Raw genomic sequence first — 15,892 nt, forward strand, 5'->3', positions numbered from 1 at the left:
GCGGGCTCCTCAGCTGCGGGATCGGGCGGGTTGCGGGGCAAGAGCGCCGGCCGTGCTGCCGGCCGTGCGCGGCAGCCGGCCAAGCGCCCAGAGCAGCAGGTTGCCGGCCAGCGCGATCAGGCAGGGAATGGCGGCCACCACCAGAAGGTCGGCGGTGGACCAGTTCAGCCGCATCAGTTCTCCGCCGATGACCGGCCCGAAGATCGATCCCAGCCGGCCGATGCCGAGCGCCCAGCCCGCCCCCGTCGAACGAACCGGTGTCGGGTAGAAGGCGGCGGCGAGCGCGTTCAACGCGGACTGTCCCCCCAGGATGCAGAAGCCGGCCACCGCGATCACCGCGCCCGCGATCCCCAGCGAGCCGGAGACCTGTCCGATCAGCGCCACGCCGAGTGCGCCGGCCAGCAGATTGATCGCCAGCGTCGGGCCGAAGCCGTGCCGGTCGACCAGCCAGCCGAGCAGCAGGTTGCCGACCAGCCCGCCGACCCAGAAGATCGTTCCCACCATCACCGCTGCCGAGGCGGGATGACCGGCCTCCGTCATGATCACCGGCAGCCAGTTGGCGAGGAAATAGGCCGCAAGCAGGTTCATGAAGTTCAGCAGCCACAGCAGCGGCGTTGCCACCGCCATCGTGCCGCGGAACAGCTCCAGGATCGGCGCACCGCGCGCCGGACGGTCGTCTGCGACCAGAACCGTGTCGTCGCGCATGGTCAGGTCCGGCTCGATCCGGGCAAGCCAGCGCCGCACCTGATCCAGCTTTCGCCCCCTCACCGTCAGGTATTGCAGGGATTCCGGCAGCAGGGCCAGCATCGCCACGCCCAGCAGCAGCGGGGCGGCCGCACCGGCGAGGAACACCGCATGCCAGCCATAGGCCGGGATGAGCAGGCCGGCGACGACCCCGCCCAAGGCTCCGCCGAGGATGAAGCCGGATGAGGCGACCATCATCAGCGTGATGCGCACCCGCGCCGGGCTGAACTCCCCGGCCAGCGCCACGGCATTGGGCACGATCGCACCCATGCACAGGCCGGTCAGGAAGCGCATCCATCGCAACTCCTCGACGCTGGCGGCCTGCGCGGTCGCGAAGCTGGTGAGTGCCAGACACAGCATGGCGGCGATCAGCACCGGGCGGCGGCCGAACCGGTCGGCGATCATGCCCATGACCAGGGCACCCAGGGTCATGCCCAGCAAAGCGGCACCGAATACGGTGCCGAGATCCGCCTTCTGGATGCCCCAGTCGCCGATGATCGCCGGAGCCACATAGCCCATGGCCTGGACATCGAATCCGTCGACGATCATGCACAGGGTGCAGAGCGCGACGACGCGCAACTGCAAGCCGCCCAGCCGGCTGCGCCCGATAACGTCGGAGACGCTGACAATGTTCATGCCGTCCTCCCCAGGGGTTCGTCGGTGTTCTGCGCCTCGTAGGCGGCGGTGAAATGCGGATCGCGGCGGCGCAAATCCTCGTGGCTGACCTGCCCGGTGCGCCGCATGTAGTCGTAGGCGAAGCCGACGGGGTCGAGGTGGAGCTTGCCGGCGACCGTCTCGTACCAGTCCAGGCTGCGCGCGGCGGCGCCCTGGAAGCTGGAGGAGGACCGGCGGCGCTGCGCCTCGAAGACGGCGAAGGCGGCGGTCAGGTCGCCGGGATGGTCGACGATCCCGCGGTGAAGCGCGATGGCGTCCTGCATGGCCATGCGGGTGCCGGACCCCAGCGAGAAGTGCACAGTGCGCAGCGCGTCGCCCAGCAGCACGACGTTTCCGTGATGCCAGCGCTCGTTGCGCACGATGTTCGCCTCGAACCAGTGCGACCGGTTGGTCAGCAACGGGTTGCTGCCGAGGTCGGCTTGGAATATCTCCGTGCAGGCGCGGCTGCTCTCCTCCTCGCTCATCCGGTCGAAGCCGGCACGCAGCCACGTCTCCGGATCGACCTCGACCAGGAAGGTGCTGAACTCCGGGCTGTACTGGTAGCTGTGGGCGATGAAGACGCCAGCCGCGGTTTCGCGGAAGATCAGCGAGACGGGATGGAAGCGCTGGCGCGTGCCGTACCAGGCGAACTTGTTGCGTCGCCGTTCAAAGCTGGGGCGGAACTGTTCGGCGTAGTGCAGGCGCACCGCGCTGTTGGCGCCGTCGGCCCCGACCAGCAGGTCGGCATCCTGCGCCAGCGCGTCGATGTCGGTGATGCGTTCGCCGTGGCGGATCTCCACACCCACCCGCAGGCAAGCCTGCTCCAGTGTTTCAAGCATGGCGAGCCGGGCGGTGCGGGAGAAGTGATTGCCGTGGATCTGCACGCGGGTGTCGCGGTGCACGATCTCCATGTAATCGCAGCATTCATGCCCGGCGGTGAATTCGGCGAAGAAGTCCGGGTCCGCCTCCTTCAGAAAGGAAAGGCCGACGTCGGAAAAGACGACACCCCAGCCGTAGGTGGCGCCCCGCGGGTTCTGTTCCAGGATTTGGATGTCGTGCGCCGGGTCGTGCTTCTTGGCGAGCAGGGCGAAATAAAGGCCGGCCGGCCCGCCTCCGATGATGGTGATCTTCATGCCGGGCCTCCTTCCGCCGCACGGCCTTCTGCCGCACAGGCGCCTTGGTAGCGTTCCAGCGCCTGCCGGAATGCCGGGGGGATGTCGATGGAGCGGCGTTCGCCGCGGGCGACGCAGACCGGGGTCAGATGTGCCAGGAACGCGATGTCGCCATCGAGCGTGCGGGCGCAGATCCGCAGCACGTAGGTGCGGCTCCGGATTTCCGCGACCGTAACGGTCATCTCGAACTCCTCGTCCGGCCGCAGCGACCGGCGGAAGTCGAAGTCGAGCGCGCGGGTGGGCGTGCCGAACCCCTGCTCGTCCTTGGCGCGCTGCGGGGTGGTGCCGAACAGGCTGCCGTAGAACAGCTCCGCGGCCGAGATGACGTATTCGCTGAAGGTGACGGTGTAGACGACGCCGGCCGGGTCGCATTCCCCCCATTTCACCCGGCGGCGGATCACCAGGGGGTTGGTGCCGACGATGTATTCGGTTGCTGTGAAGTCGTTGGGAGTCATGCCGCACCTGCCGTGGATTCAGCCGCCAAGATGTCGGCGATCAGTGTTTTCAGCGCCGGCTTGTTCAGCTTGCCGACGCGGGTGAGGGGGAACTCGTCCAGCACCTCGACGCGTTCCGGGCATTTGTATTTCGCAAGCCCGCAACCGGTCAGGAAGGCGCCCAGCTCCTGCACGTTCGGAGCCGGCATGCCTGGCCGCGTGATGATGAAGATGCAGCCCTTCTCGCCATAGACCGGATCGGGCATGGCGACCAGCTTGGCGTCGGCGACGCTGGGATGGCGGCTGACATAGGCCTCCACCTCTTCGCAGCCGATCTTCTCGCCACCGCGGTTGACGTTGTCGCGCAGGCGCCCTTCAAAGGCGTAGCAGGTCTGTCCCCCCACGACATGGGCCGTCATGATGTCGCCCGTGCGGTAGAAGCCATCGGACGTGAAGGCCCCGGCATTCGCCGCCGGGTTGTCGAGATAGCCGCGCAGGCTGGACGGGCCGCGGAAGCACAGCTCGCCCATCTGGCCGGGCGGCACCGGGGTCTCGCTTCCCGGTTCGAGCAGCCGGATCTCGTCGAACGGACAGCCGGATGTGCCCTGCGTGCGGTGCCGCCGCTCAGTCGGGGCGTCCGCCGGCGAGCCGAGAAGCAACCCCTCGGTGATGCCGTAAAGGTTGGAGCAGGGCACGCCGATGTGCTCCTCCAGCTTGTCGGCGCGGCTCATCGTCGCGAACAGCCGGAGGGAGGACAGGTCGTGCCGCCGGATGTCCGCATAGCCCATCAGCTGCGGCGCGATGGGGCCGACCGACAGCGCGTGGGTGACGCGGTGCTCCTCGATCAGCTCCAGCATGCGCCGAATGTCGACTTTCGGCATCAGGACGACGGTCGCGCCGCCGAGCATCATCGGCATCAGCGCATAGACCTGGGCGGCATTGTGCAGCAGGGGCAGCGACCACAGGATGCGGCTGTCGGCCGTCATCCCGTAGAGCCCCATCAGGTGCCGCACATGGCCGAGATATTCGGCATGGAAGCGCGGAATGATCTTGGGCAGTCCGGTCGTGCCGCCGGACAGCTGGAAGGCCAGGACGTCCTGCGGACCGAAGGGCAGGCCGGCCAGCCGGGCGCGCGCGGTTTCCGCCGGAACGGCAGCGATCAGATCCTCCAGCGCCAGTCCGGCGGACCTCCCGCCCCGCGCAACCACGAGATGCTGCAGGCCGGTGTGCCGTTCCATCATGGACATGGCGAAACCGACAAGGTCGAAACGGCTGAAGTCCGCCTGGACGAAGTAGCCGCGGGCGCCGCTCTGCCGGGCCAGCTCGCCGATCTCCACCTCGCGGTGCTGCGGCAGCGTGCAGACGGGGACGATCCCCGCCTTGAAGCAGGCGGCGAGCGCGATGACGGTCTCGACCGTCGTGCCCATCTGGAATATCGCGCGGTCGCCGGCGGCAAGGCCCAGCGCCAGCAGCGCCGCGGCCAACCGGTCGCTCGCCCCGTCCAGTTCGGCGAAGGTGACGGTCCGCTCGTCGCCGATCAGGGCCGGCTTGTCAGGATGGCGCGCTGCGGTGGCACGCAGCGCGTCCCCGACGGTGGACGGGATCCAGGCTCCGTCGGCAAGGTATCGCTCGGCCTGATCGGCCGGCGTGTAGACGACTCCGCTTATGGGATTGCGGATTCCTGTCATCTCTGTCCTCCCCTTGATGCGTTTCGATGCGCGGGCCGCCTTAAGCAGCGGGGGCGATGACGACGCGGTCGCGGTCGAAGATCTCGATCCGGCCGCGGATGCCGCCGGTGAAAAGTCCGTACCAGACCGCCGGCTTCAGCCCGAGCGCACGACGCTGGAACTCGACCGGCCCGGCGGCGTCGATACGGTCGTGGGTGTCCAGCGCGGTGACGGTGCAGTCGCCGCGCCCGCGGGCCGCGCGGGTCAGGCTGGCGAATTCCTCCAGCCGCGGCACGAAGATGCTGACCGCCGCGGCGGGGCCGCCGTCCGCATCGAGCAACCTGGACTTTCGTGTCCAGATCTCGTCGATGGCGGCGACGCGCCGGCCTTCGGCGGATGCCGCGTCTTCGGCATCCAGGGCGGCCCGCAGGGTCAGGGCGGCGTCGGTGGCATCGATGGCGTTCAGCGGCCGCAGCTTGCGGGTGATCTCAACGAAATAACCGTTGGGATCGCGCACGTAGATGGACTCGATCACCTCGTGCGTGGTCTCCACCGAAACGGTCAGACCCTCGGCTTCCAGGCGCCGCTTCCAGTCCTTCAGTTCCTCTTCGCTGTCGACGAGCCAGGCGGTGTGGGTCGCATCGAAGACGTGGTCGTCCGGCAGCGGCGGCATCGCTGCGCGCCCTTCCAGCGCCTCCGGCTGGTCGGACCCGAGATAATAGAAGAAGGCGATGGTGCTGCCGTTGCCGCTGTCGAAGAAGAAATGCAGGAAGTCGGGATGGGTGGCCGGGCCCCAGCCGCGCGCCGAGATGACATGGACGAGCGGCAGGCCCAGCTTGTCGCGGTAGAACTCCACGGTTTCGCGCAGTTTCCAGGTCGGGCGGGCGCTATGGTCCACGCCGCGCAGGCGGAGCCTGGTCGCAGATTGGTCAAGCATGCTGGTCTCCTTGAATTCCTATTCGTTCGCGGCGCTCAGCCGCCGAAATGGTCGCGCAGCCACCCGCCGACCGCCCGGCCGGCGGCGTAGCGCCCCGGCTCCTCATCCGGGGTCAGTGCGCGGCCGTGGTGATCGCCGCGGATGCGCAGATGCGTTTTGCGTCCTGTGGCGAAGCCGTCGAACAGAGACGCGACCCTCGACGGGAAGGTCGAGACGTCGCCGGTGTACTCGACCAGCAGCAACGGCTGTTCGACGGCTGCCGCGGTCTTGTGCAGGGAGGCGTTCGACGACAGGCCCGACCAGGTCGACAGCCACGCCTCAGGGGAGCAGACGCGGGCGAAGCCGACCGCGCCGTAGTTGGAGGCGAAGGGGTCCCGCCCCCACAGGGAGCCATAGCCGCGGTCGGACGGATCGAGGCTGGGGTCGAAACAGTGCAGGTCGGCATCGGTCCGCCAAACGGTCATGAGTGGCGTGTGGGCGCCGCGCCGCCGGTCGTCGATGCTGCCGGTCTCCTTGGCGCGCTTGCGCGCCGCCAGCCGTTCCCCGATCAGGGCATGCGCCCGTTCGTCCAGGCGCGCGACCCGGGCCTGCTGCGCGGAGCGGTAGCGTTCAACGAAGTCCGGGGAGTAGCGGGACGGTCCCGGAGGCTCCGCGAAGCCGTTCGCCGGACTGAAGGGATCGAGGGCTGGATCCACCGACAGCGCGTCATCCTCGTCGGTCACCGACGGGTCGATGCATCCCATCAGCAGCATGCCCTGGCCGGGGTGTGGCGCAACCAGCACCAGCCCATCCGCCACCGGCATCTCAAGCGACGCAAGATTGGTCGGCCGCCCGCCGGGCGTGCGGGCGATCCGCCGATCCGGCGTCAACTGCGACTGCTGCATGTAGAAGGCGTAGAGACTGCCGCCGCCGGAGTTGCCGAGCAGGACAATGCGGCGGAAGCCCTGAGCGCGCAGGAAGGACAGCCCTGCGGCGACATCGAACAGAGCCGTCTCGTGCTCAAGCCGGCTGTCGTTGCCGACGGAGCGCGGCGACTGGGACCAGGCGGCGAAGCCGGCTTCCACGATGTCCGGGACAAGGTAATGGCAGGCCATGAATTCCCGCGGGTGCATGATGCACACGACCGTGTCGCTGCGCCCGCTGACATAGAGTGTGCCCCCCGTTGCCGCCCGGTCGGCCGTGCGCAGCGCCACGTTGCGCGTCAGCGTGCCGTCGGGAAGGTCGCGCGGGTTCCAATCGGTGTTGAGAAATCCCGCCGTCGCCGCCTGATCCGCCGACTGATGTGCGGCAGGCGCGGGTGTGCCCGAAACCGGCATGTCCATCGTCTCCCTTACGAAGGGCGGCGCGATCCGCCCGTATGTTGGTCTTGAGGCAGGCCGGCACGGCCATTCATCGATGCTGCCCGCCCTGCATATTTGACATGGTGACGAATAATTGACGGTACCGTCAATAGGTGGAAATTCCTGTCAAGGCGCGCTTTGTCGCACCTGCATTGTGGTCATTGCCGTTCAAGGCAACGTTTTCAAAGCCTTCGATGCCCTTTGGGATTGGGAAGCTCCCGTCAATCAACGCTTCAAAAATTTGACGTTCGCGTCAAAACCTCCCATCCTGCGGCATGGAGAAACCGGATAGGAGGACGGGGTGGGCAGAACATCGGCCAAAGCGGAAACCGGCCGGAAGGCGCTGCTGCGCCAGAGCGTGCTCGACGCGGCGGCAAAGCTGTTCGCAGAACGCGGCTTCGCCGGCACCAGCTTCCAGGATATCGCCGACGCGCTGAATGTCGGGCGCACGGCGCTCTACTATTATTTCAAAAGCAAGGAAGAGATCCTGGCTTCGCTGGTGGAGGAGGTCACCGTCGTCAGCGATCGGCAATCCGCCATGCTCTCGGCCCGGACCGACGACGATCCGGTCGAGGTCCTGCGCTCCATGGTGAGCGGCCATGTCGAGCTTCTCCTCTCGCACGCCCTTCATTTCCGGGTCGTGGATCGGACCGAGGTGGAACTGCCCCCCGACCTGCGCGCGGTGCACGAGCGCTCCAAACGGGCCGTGCTCGACCATTTCACGACGCAGATCGCGCGAGGGATCCAGCAGGGCGTGTTCCGTCCTGTCGACGCCCGCGTCGCCGCTTTCGCGCTGATCGGCATGTGCAGTTGGACGACCTGGTGGTTTCACGATGGCGGGCGCAAGACGGCCAGGGAGGTCGCTGGGATTCTGGCGGATCTGGCAGTGCATGGCCTTTTGCGGACGGACGATCAGCGCAAGGCGGCCAGCGATCCCGGCAATCTGTTTCGCCAGTTGCACGAGAGCCTTGATTGCCTGGAACTCCTCTACAAGCGGCAGGATGCGGGACCGTGAAGGGGTTCCGTTGACTTTGGCGGCACCGTCAAGTTGTTGGCGCTGGTGATGAGGGCGGGCGCGGTTTGACCAGGAATGTGCGTTGGGCGGGACGATTACGCGGCCAGCGGCGCGCCACCTCAGCCCAGGCGGCGAACGCGTAAATTCGGGCGGCGCGGTACTCGGAGGCTGAGCGATGATCGCGGCGGAGATGGACGAGGTTGTTGATCGGGTCGTGGATGGACAGAAAGCGCTGCACATGCCGTGGTGATTTGAAGCGCTTCATCTGCCGCTCGCGTCGTCGGGTCGGCTGATGACTGTTCTCGGCACGATTGTTAAGGCCCTTGTGCTGGCGGTGCTCGCAGCGCAGCTTCAGGTCCCTCTTGGCGGCGGCGTAGGACTTCAGCTTGTCGGTCACTATGACACGGGGAGCGCGGCCCTGCTTCTTGAGCAGCTTGCGCAGCAGACGCTTGGCCGCCTTGGTGTCGCGCCGGCTCTGGACGAGCGCGTCGAGCACGAAGCCGTCCTGGTCGACGGCCCGCCACAGGTAATGCTTCTTGCCGGCGATGCTGATGACGACCTCATCCAAATGCCACTTGTCACCGCGGGCGAGGCGCCGTTGCCGGATGCGGCTGGCAATCGTTCGGCCGATTTTCAGGCCCCACTGGCGCACGGATTCATGGCTGACCGTGATCCCGCGCAAGGCCAGCAACTCCTCCACCATGCGCAGACTCAGCGGAAAGCGGAAGTGCAGGTACACCGCAAAGCTGATTACCTCGGCAGGGAAGCGGTAGCCAGCGTACATCGGATCGGGGCGCGTCGTCATCCCCGCCCTGTACCGTCACCCCAGCCACCTTGCCAACTCGAACTTGACGGTGCCTGGCAAACTTTGCAACGGAGCGCCTCATATCACCGTTCCGCGTGCCGGCGCAGCAGAACAGTGACCCAGAATTCTGCGGATGCATCGGGCGCATAAAGCCACGTGTCCCGTCGCCCCGTACAGCGCTCCACCATGGCGTCGATGGCCGACCCACAGACCGGCAGCATGCACCACATGGCAATGTCCAACTCCCACAGCCAATCCCTCTGTTCTCGGTAGGGGAGCCATGCCAGATGGGGTGCGATGCCTCCAATCGCGCTCCAGGCCCCGCCGCCATCCACGGCTGGATGGCAATGAAGCGGACCGCTGCCGGATAAGCCGGCGATATCGCCCAGCGCATGAAACTCGATAGGCAGGCTGCGCCGGTTGACGATGTCCACCACCTCGGCAATCACCCCGCTCCCTTCCGCTTGGCCCGCATCGCCGATCAGGAGCACTCGCAGGGGGTCTCCGGCTCGATGAACGAAAGGCTGTACGCTCCTGTGTTCCAGGGGATAGCGCTGGGTAAGCGGCTCGCACTGGACCGGGGTTCCTGGGAAGCGGCCGCGCAGCAGGGTGGCCAGAGCCGGCGAGGGGGTCAAGATACGCCGTGATCGATGGATTGCTTCGTCGACCGGAACCATCGAATGGTCGGCCACCACCATGTCGAAAGAAACGCGTAATTGCCCTGCGAGGATGGGCACAAGGGCTTCAACGCCCCGCACGTCATGAGCCTGGATGACGGACACGCCGACGCGAAGCAGGGCCTGCTGCAAGCCGGCGAATGAGTCCGGAAGCGGAAAACGCAGGCGCAAAACCCCTTTGTCAGCCGCCGGGAACAGCGATAGCGCTGGCGCATCCCCGCTTTCGATCACGGCCACCAGCTTGTTCGGGTCACGTCCGGCCGACTCGATCCACCGCATCAGGTACGAGAGGGCGATGGTGCTGTCCATGCGTGTGATCAGCAGGATGGCGGGTCGGTCCGCAGCCATCCGGTCCCGCCATTTGTCGAGCAAGGAGAGTTGGTCGACTTCCCACGTAAAATCCCAGCCATGCGGAGGCAGAAGTGCGCGACGGGGAGGCGGGCTTCTTTCCGGTTCCTGTAACGGGTACTCAACCAATCCGGTTTTCACGGGGACGGAACCGACCATCTCGACAAGTCCGGCCAGCGATCCGTCGGCATCGCGCCGGAATGCGTGGCGGTCGATGGACAAAGCCGCAAGCTTCCGCTCCCGAGGACGAGCCACCCTGGCGTCGGTGCACAGAAGGGCCTTCAGAGCCTCGGCGATCTGATCCTCTTCAGGAACGGTTGTGGCGGTTATGACGATCCCGTTGCAGGCTAAGGACGCGATGGTTTCCAGAAATCCGGAGAGTGTCGGAGAGACCGGTGCCGCGACGGTGGAGTCGGACCACGGCGCGAGCATCCGTTCGACCAGCCCGCGCTCACCTGTGATGCCAAGGTCGATAACCAGAACCTGCTGCGGCCGGATCCGTCGGGCATCCAACCGAGCCAATTGCCGGGCAAGGTCCGAGGCCGGAGCGGCACAGATCAATGCGAGAGTGAAGGGGTGCCGTTGCAGCGCACCGTCGACCCGGTGCCGGACATAGGGAAAGATGCCGGGATAATCGGGCAACGTTTCCATCGACTTCCAGAAATAGGCAGGCTCAGAACCGCCATAGGCGAACACTGTCTCCTGAGTCAGCCTGTCCAGCGCGTGGACGAAGCACATCCCCGCCTCGTCCAGCATCACATCGTCCCGCGACCCCTGCCCCGGATGCATCCGGTTGCTGACGCCGATTCCCTTGCAACGGACAAATGGAATGACACCGAGCAACTTGAACCACAGGAAATTATCCTGGGTCCGCGGCAAACCGGGATCGAAACTGTTATCCGACAGCACCGAACGGGGGATCAGCATGGCGCAGCCGTTGAAGGCGCCGTGGAAGAAGGCCTCGAAGGGGCGCGCCGTCATGTCGAGATGCGAGAGGTCGGGCAGAACATCGGGACGGGGCGTGCCGTTCTCCTCCATAAGGGTCCAGTCGCTTACCACCACGCAGGGCCGGCCGAAGCGGCGCCAGACGGCGATCTGCGATGCGATCCGGTCCGGCAGATAGATGTCGTCATGGCTGAGCCAGCTGAAAAAAGACCCCCGCATCAATGCGATGCCGAGGTTCAGCGCGGTCGACACGCCCCCGTTGGGTTTCTGGACGTAGCGTATCCGCGTCCCATACCCCATAGCGACGGCGCGCGTCGCCCCCTTATCGTCAGACCCATCGTCAACAACGATGATCTCGATGTTGCCGTAGGTCTGCGCCAACGCACTGTCGATCGCTTCGCCCAGGAAGCGGGCGCCGTTGTAGACGGGAATGATGATCGAGACGAGAGGTTCGGCGTTCATCGTGGCAGGGTCCGGGAGCAGGGACGGGCCATCAGGCGCCGTTTTCGTTGATGACGGGCGTCAGGCGGGCGGAGACGAGAGCGGCACCGGCTGGACCCGCGAGCAGGCCGGGATCGATGGCGGCGACGCGCGTACAATTCATGGCGCGCACGAGGTGGAATGCGTCGTCCAGTGTCATCGTCACCGAAACGGCATTTTCCTCCATCCGGTCGCGAAACTCGATCCGGTCGGCGGCACGCATCACCATGAACAGTGCCGTCTCATGCAACGGGAGCGCCCGCGCCGCATCGCGTGCACGCGCCACCGCATCACTGGCGTCCGGAGCAAGCAGCAGCACAGCTTGGGTGGCAGGCGGCTTGCGGCGCAGCAGAAGCAACGCCCAGTCCTCGACCATATCGATACCAATAACGGGTGCATGGCTCCTGCCGGAGTTACGCAACGCCCACAGCCGCCGGATCAGCGCCGCGCGCTCGCTTGCCGGTGTTTCCCGAAGCACCGAGCGCAACCCCGCCCCGTCGAGAGCCGGGTCGGGGACCAGCCCTTCGGCCAGACCGGATGTCACGAAATGGCGTAAGGCCTCGGCGCTGGGGTGGCGCAGACCGAGATACCGTTGCGAATACCAAACGGTATCGAATTCGGGCGTCGGGCGAAGTCCGGCAGTGGCTCCGTCGACGATGAAATGCTCTAACGGCGAAACGTCCCGAAGCTGACCACCCATGGCGGTGTCGCGATACCAGTGAGCAGAGAACCAGGGACCAGGCGAGCGGTTCTCCTTCCAGCCATGGGACAAGTAGTGCCAGAAGGGATCCACTCCCGCCTGGACCACATCCGGATACTGGGCAAGGTACCAATCCCGATCCACCAGCGTCTTGGCAGTTTCAGCAACCTGTCTGATTCGCGCTTCGCGCAGGCGGCCAAATTCCTCCGCGCTGCGGCGGAGGTTCGGCAAGCGCTGAATCGTACGCCGTACCCATGGGTCGTTCATCAACGGCTCCGGAGCAGCGCCACTGTAACGGCCGATGTCCAGGAAATGCCGCAGGGCTCGATGGTCTGGCTTCGAAGCCAGATACCGGCTTGCGTACCAGACCAGATCGAAGTGAGGGTGAGGCTGTCGCCCCTCTCCGGCTCCGTTCTCGATGAAATGCAGAAGCGGGCAGCGGTCCCCACCTTCCAATTGGTTGGCCGCAGAGTACCAGGCTGTCAGGAACCATGGGTTAGGGTTAAGCCCCTCCTTCCATCCGAAGCTGAGATAATGTGCTGCCGGATCGATATCGGAGCGCAATCGGTCGGGATACTCCTGCGCGTACCAATCCTCATCGACGAGTGTCTTGGCCTCCCGCAGCAGGCCTCTCGGTGTCAAGCCATCTCCTGCCCGCTCGGCCGCGGACTGACATGGACCGACAGTCAGAACGCCTCTGCGCTGCAACGCGTACCAGAAGGCACCTTCGCCCCGCTGCAAATGCCCGAGAACGTCACGGGTGAGGGCGTCGCGGCGGAACAGTGTGCCAACGACGAGGGCGGTCGAGGCAGTCAGATGGTCCAGTGACGCAGGCGGGAAGCAGGCGACGCTGCGCAGCGCCAGTTGCTGGAGCAGTTGGCCGGCAAGGGTGGGAACCGCCGGGGGGGCGCCCGATTCGACCGCAACGACATATGGAGAGTCGCAGGAGGCCAAGCCGGCCATCAGATCGACCGTCGATGCCACTCCGCGGATCATCCGCGCGCCCGGCACCCCAAGTTCCGACGCAGCAATGTCAGACGGCCCGAGGATGGCGACGGTCAGTTCCCCCGGTTCGATCAGACGGCTCATCCGCCATGCGAGCAGCGCCGACAGATCCGGCGACGGCGACGGCTGGAAGCTGCGCTGAAGCTCGATCAGCGCTGCGCGCTCAGAGCGCGGGGCCTTGTCATCGGATTGTGCGAGCCATGCGGCGGCAATCCTTTCGCGGTCCTCCCGCCACAAACGCGGCTCCGCCGCGGGGGGGACGGAGGGAGGGACGGGGCGGTATCCGGCTGCGGGCACATGGCGGACCGTCAGCCGCCGCGACAGCCGCGCCAGCATGTCAACCTCCGGCAGAAGGCAATCGGACCGGAATCCACCGGCCAACTGGATTTCTGCGTGTGGAACCAAGAGACCTCCCGACTGCGCCCGGCCTCCCAGAATGCGTCCAAGGAGTGACTGCACGTCGGCATCGGAACCGCCGCTGTCGGCCGCATCGCCATCATCCGGCACCTGGGCGCATAGGCTCAGCGCCGGGGAAGCCTGCTGGGCCTGCGTCTCGAGAAGGTAAAACAGCGCCAGCGGGTCGAGACTGTCGCCCGCCCGCAGCCAGCCGACCCAGCGGCAGTCCGTCAGCGCCAACGCCCGCGCCATGGTCCGGCCCGCCGGCTCGCGATCCTCCGCCGCGACCCAGTGGACGCTGTCGCCGAAGCCGTCCGGCAGGCTGGCCGGTCTCGCCTTCTCGCCCGCCATGGCCAGCAGCAGAACGGACTCGATGTCCACCCTCCGCTGCAACAACAGGCTCTGGATGGTTGATGCCGCGGCGGCTGCATCGCCGTTGCCCAACACCATCATTGCGATGCCGTGCCGTTTCATGGAAAGCCTCCCATGTCGTCATGCGAGCCGGTCACCGTCCGATCGCAGAAGGCGACCAACACCGCACGGTAGGCATTCGCGGCGAGGACCGCATTCGTCTCCTGGTTCCAGCGCTCCTCGACGAGCCGGCGGTTCCGTTCGACGCAGCCGTCCACCAGGGCGTCGTCGGTCGCGGCACGGACGATGCGTTCCGCCAGCCCGACGATGTCATGGGGCGAGACGATGAAGCCGGTTTCCCCGGAGACAAGCCACTCCGTCGCCGCCGACGTGTCGCTCTGAATGGGAAAGGCCCCGACACTCATTGCCTCCAGCATGACGGTGGGGGTGCCGTCGGAAATTCCCAACCCGATGATCGTGCGTGCACGGCCCATCCGCATGATCACGTCGCGGTAGGTCGGGAGCGAGGGAAGACACGCGATCCGGAGATCGTCCCATTCGCCGAGCGTCCGCGCGGTCTCGGCCACCACCGCAGGCGCATTCAACAGGCTGATTGAAAATCCCCGCAATTCCGGCGCCGCAAGGTGAATCGCATTGAGGATGTTCAGCGCGCGACCGGACCAGCCATGCAGGCCCTTGACCATGATTTCCCGACGCTGAGACGGGGGGGCCAGGTTTTCAAGCCTGGGCAATGCGTCAATGTTCACCCCGCCCGACGCCGGCATCGCCGGAAATGTCATGCCCTTGAATCCGAACTCCCGGAACAGGGTCACATCGCGCTCGCCGTCCGCCATGTATGCATCCACCGATCCGGCAATTTCGCGAAGCCGGTCGATCTGGTCGGGTACCTTGCGATAGAGGTAGAAATCGCTTCCCCAACTGGAGAGCATCCAGGTTGGCATGGCAGCACCCAGGAAGCGCTTGACCTCCATGCAGAGATAGCCGGCGAATTGAGTTTCCAGCGCGTGGACGATGCTGGGCCGCAGGGAGGCGATGGCCTGAGCCACATGGGCCGGCCTAGCGAGCAACTCGCCGCTGTCCAGGAAACTCGGCAGCCAGGGCGAATAGCCCAGATAGGCGTCCAGACCGGCCACCCTGGCCGGCTCTACAGCCGCGAGCGGGAACACAGCGACCTGATTCTCCGGCAGCGCGTCCAGTTCGCTCCGGCTCCGCACCTCGGGCAGGCCGACAAGCTCGCGGCAGGGTGCGGCGTTGATGACGGGGAGCAGGACGAACCTCATGCCACGTCCACGGACCATGTCGAGCCAGCGCGCCGTGTGGACGCTGTTGAACATGCCCACGACCAGGACCACCGGCTGCGCCGTCTTTGCGCGATTTGTCGGATTGGCAGGCATTCTATCCCCAGGAGCGGACGGCATCGCGGAGCCGTTCACCGAAAAGCTTCGGATCGAAGGCGGCGTTGCCCAAAGCAAGAATCGGCGCGCTCATCCATTCCGGAGCCGGGAACTGGATGGCGACCAGCGTCGGCACATCGTGCCTTGCCGCTTCTGACAGCCGGAGATGCGCCGCCGACCGGAAAGCTATCCCGCCATAGAGCGCGGCGTCCTCCAGTCCTTCGGCATCGGGCCGCACAGTCAACCTGACGCCCGTATCCCATTGGAACACGTCCAAAGCCAACTGCACGTCACGACTGGTGACGTCCAGAATGCGGACATCAATGCCCTCAAGGGCCTCGACACACCAGTAAAGACTGGAAACGACGAGGAAACCGCGCCCATGGATGGATTCCGAACCGTCGAGTGCCAGAATTTTCGTCATGACCAGTCCGGTGGCAGGGGGCGGCGGGGTGGATCGGCAGGATGCGAAATCGCGAAAAGCCGCGGCTGAAGCCTTTTGGCAGCTTGGGCCGATTGGATAGCGTACCGGTGAAAGCCAGACCAGCCAATTTTCGAGCGCGCCTCCTAAAGAAAATCATCGTCAAGTTGCGTCTCGGCAACGGTCGAAATCGAAAGGCAGAGTTTCGTCGATGTCGAAAGCCGCTGGCAGCGTCCGCAGGCGTCCCGATACGATTCCCAGCGAGTCGCAGCATGAAGAAATTTCGGCCAAATCCCATAGTCACGGTCAAGTAGATTCTCTGCAATGAAACGTCAGTTCCCAGCGCGTCACCAGTATCAACCATAGGGCTTTTATGTTGCAGAAAC

General features: G+C 65.8%; 12 protein-coding genes. 1 reads left to right on the forward strand and 11 read right to left on the reverse strand.

The features are described 5' to 3' along the window. Positions 1-9: 9 nt before the first annotated feature. The 6 genes from TSH64_RS28530 to TSH64_RS28555 are packed head-to-tail and all read right to left on the reverse strand — an operon-like array spanning position 10 to position 6,924. Positions 10-1,380 (reverse strand): MFS transporter, encoded by a 1,371-nt coding sequence (locus TSH64_RS28530; RefSeq protein WP_109450269.1) that lies wholly within the window; start codon positions 1,378-1,380, stop codon positions 10-12. Beyond that, positions 1,377-2,531, reverse strand: coding sequence for an FAD-dependent monooxygenase (locus tag TSH64_RS28535; protein WP_109450270.1), 1,155 nt, complete (start codon positions 2,529-2,531; stop codon positions 1,377-1,379). The genes TSH64_RS28530 and TSH64_RS28535 overlap by 4 nt, the downstream gene beginning before the upstream one ends. Further along, a complete protein-coding gene (locus tag TSH64_RS28540; protein WP_109450271.1) occupies positions 2,528-3,025 on the reverse strand; it encodes a thioesterase family protein in 498 nt (165 codons plus the stop codon). Before TSH64_RS28540 ends, TSH64_RS28535 begins: the two co-directional genes overlap by 4 nt. Continuing rightward, the gene (locus tag TSH64_RS28545; protein ID WP_109450273.1) at positions 3,022-4,692 is read right to left on the reverse strand and encodes an AMP-binding protein; all 1,671 of its coding nucleotides are present in this window, start codon (positions 4,690-4,692) and stop codon (positions 3,022-3,024) included. The genes TSH64_RS28540 and TSH64_RS28545 overlap by 4 nt, the downstream gene beginning before the upstream one ends. Positions 4,693-4,732: 40 nt before the next feature. Then, positions 4,733-5,608: a VOC family protein gene (locus tag TSH64_RS28550; protein WP_109450275.1), complete on the reverse strand. Its 876-nt coding sequence runs from the start codon at positions 5,606-5,608 to the stop codon at positions 4,733-4,735. Between the two features lie 35 nt (positions 5,609-5,643). After that, complete coding sequence (locus TSH64_RS28555; RefSeq protein WP_109453126.1) at positions 5,644-6,924, reverse strand: alpha/beta hydrolase; 1,281 nt, start codon at positions 6,922-6,924, stop codon at positions 5,644-5,646. Between the two features lie 325 nt (positions 6,925-7,249). Between TSH64_RS28555 and TSH64_RS28560 the strand changes: the two genes are divergently transcribed. Continuing rightward, positions 7,250-7,963 carry a TetR/AcrR family transcriptional regulator gene (locus TSH64_RS28560; RefSeq protein WP_109450277.1) on the forward strand — a complete coding sequence of 238 codons (714 nt, stop codon included), beginning with the start codon at positions 7,250-7,252 and terminating at the stop codon, positions 7,961-7,963. 28 nt (positions 7,964-7,991) lie between these two features. On the opposite strand, the gene TSH64_RS28565 is transcribed toward TSH64_RS28560, so the two are convergent. The 5 genes from TSH64_RS28565 to TSH64_RS28585 all read right to left on the reverse strand — a co-directional run bounded on the left by TSH64_RS28565 (position 7,992) and on the right by TSH64_RS28585 (position 15,509). Further along, a complete protein-coding gene (locus TSH64_RS28565; protein WP_247873200.1) occupies positions 7,992-8,768 on the reverse strand; it encodes an IS6 family transposase in 777 nt (258 codons plus the stop codon). A gap of 83 nt (positions 8,769-8,851) precedes the next feature. Further along, complete coding sequence (locus TSH64_RS28570) at positions 8,852-11,200, reverse strand: glycosyltransferase family A protein (protein WP_109450280.1); 2,349 nt, start codon at positions 11,198-11,200, stop codon at positions 8,852-8,854. A 31-nt stretch (positions 11,201-11,231) separates the two neighbouring features. Then, positions 11,232-13,793 carry a hypothetical protein gene (locus tag TSH64_RS28575; protein WP_109450282.1) on the reverse strand — a complete coding sequence of 854 codons (2,562 nt, stop codon included), beginning with the start codon at positions 13,791-13,793 and terminating at the stop codon, positions 11,232-11,234. Then, the gene (locus tag TSH64_RS28580; protein WP_158285422.1) at positions 13,790-15,085 is read right to left on the reverse strand and encodes a glycosyltransferase; all 1,296 of its coding nucleotides are present in this window, start codon (positions 15,083-15,085) and stop codon (positions 13,790-13,792) included. The genes TSH64_RS28575 and TSH64_RS28580 overlap by 4 nt, the downstream gene beginning before the upstream one ends. Before the next feature lies 1 nt (position 15,086). After that, positions 15,087-15,509, reverse strand: coding sequence for a hypothetical protein (locus TSH64_RS28585; RefSeq protein ID WP_109450287.1), 423 nt, complete (start codon positions 15,507-15,509; stop codon positions 15,087-15,089). Positions 15,510-15,892: the final 383 nt, after the last annotated feature.

Source organism: Azospirillum sp. TSH64 (assembly GCF_003116035.1).
In the GTDB taxonomy this organism is placed as follows: domain Bacteria; phylum Pseudomonadota; class Alphaproteobacteria; order Azospirillales; family Azospirillaceae; genus Azospirillum.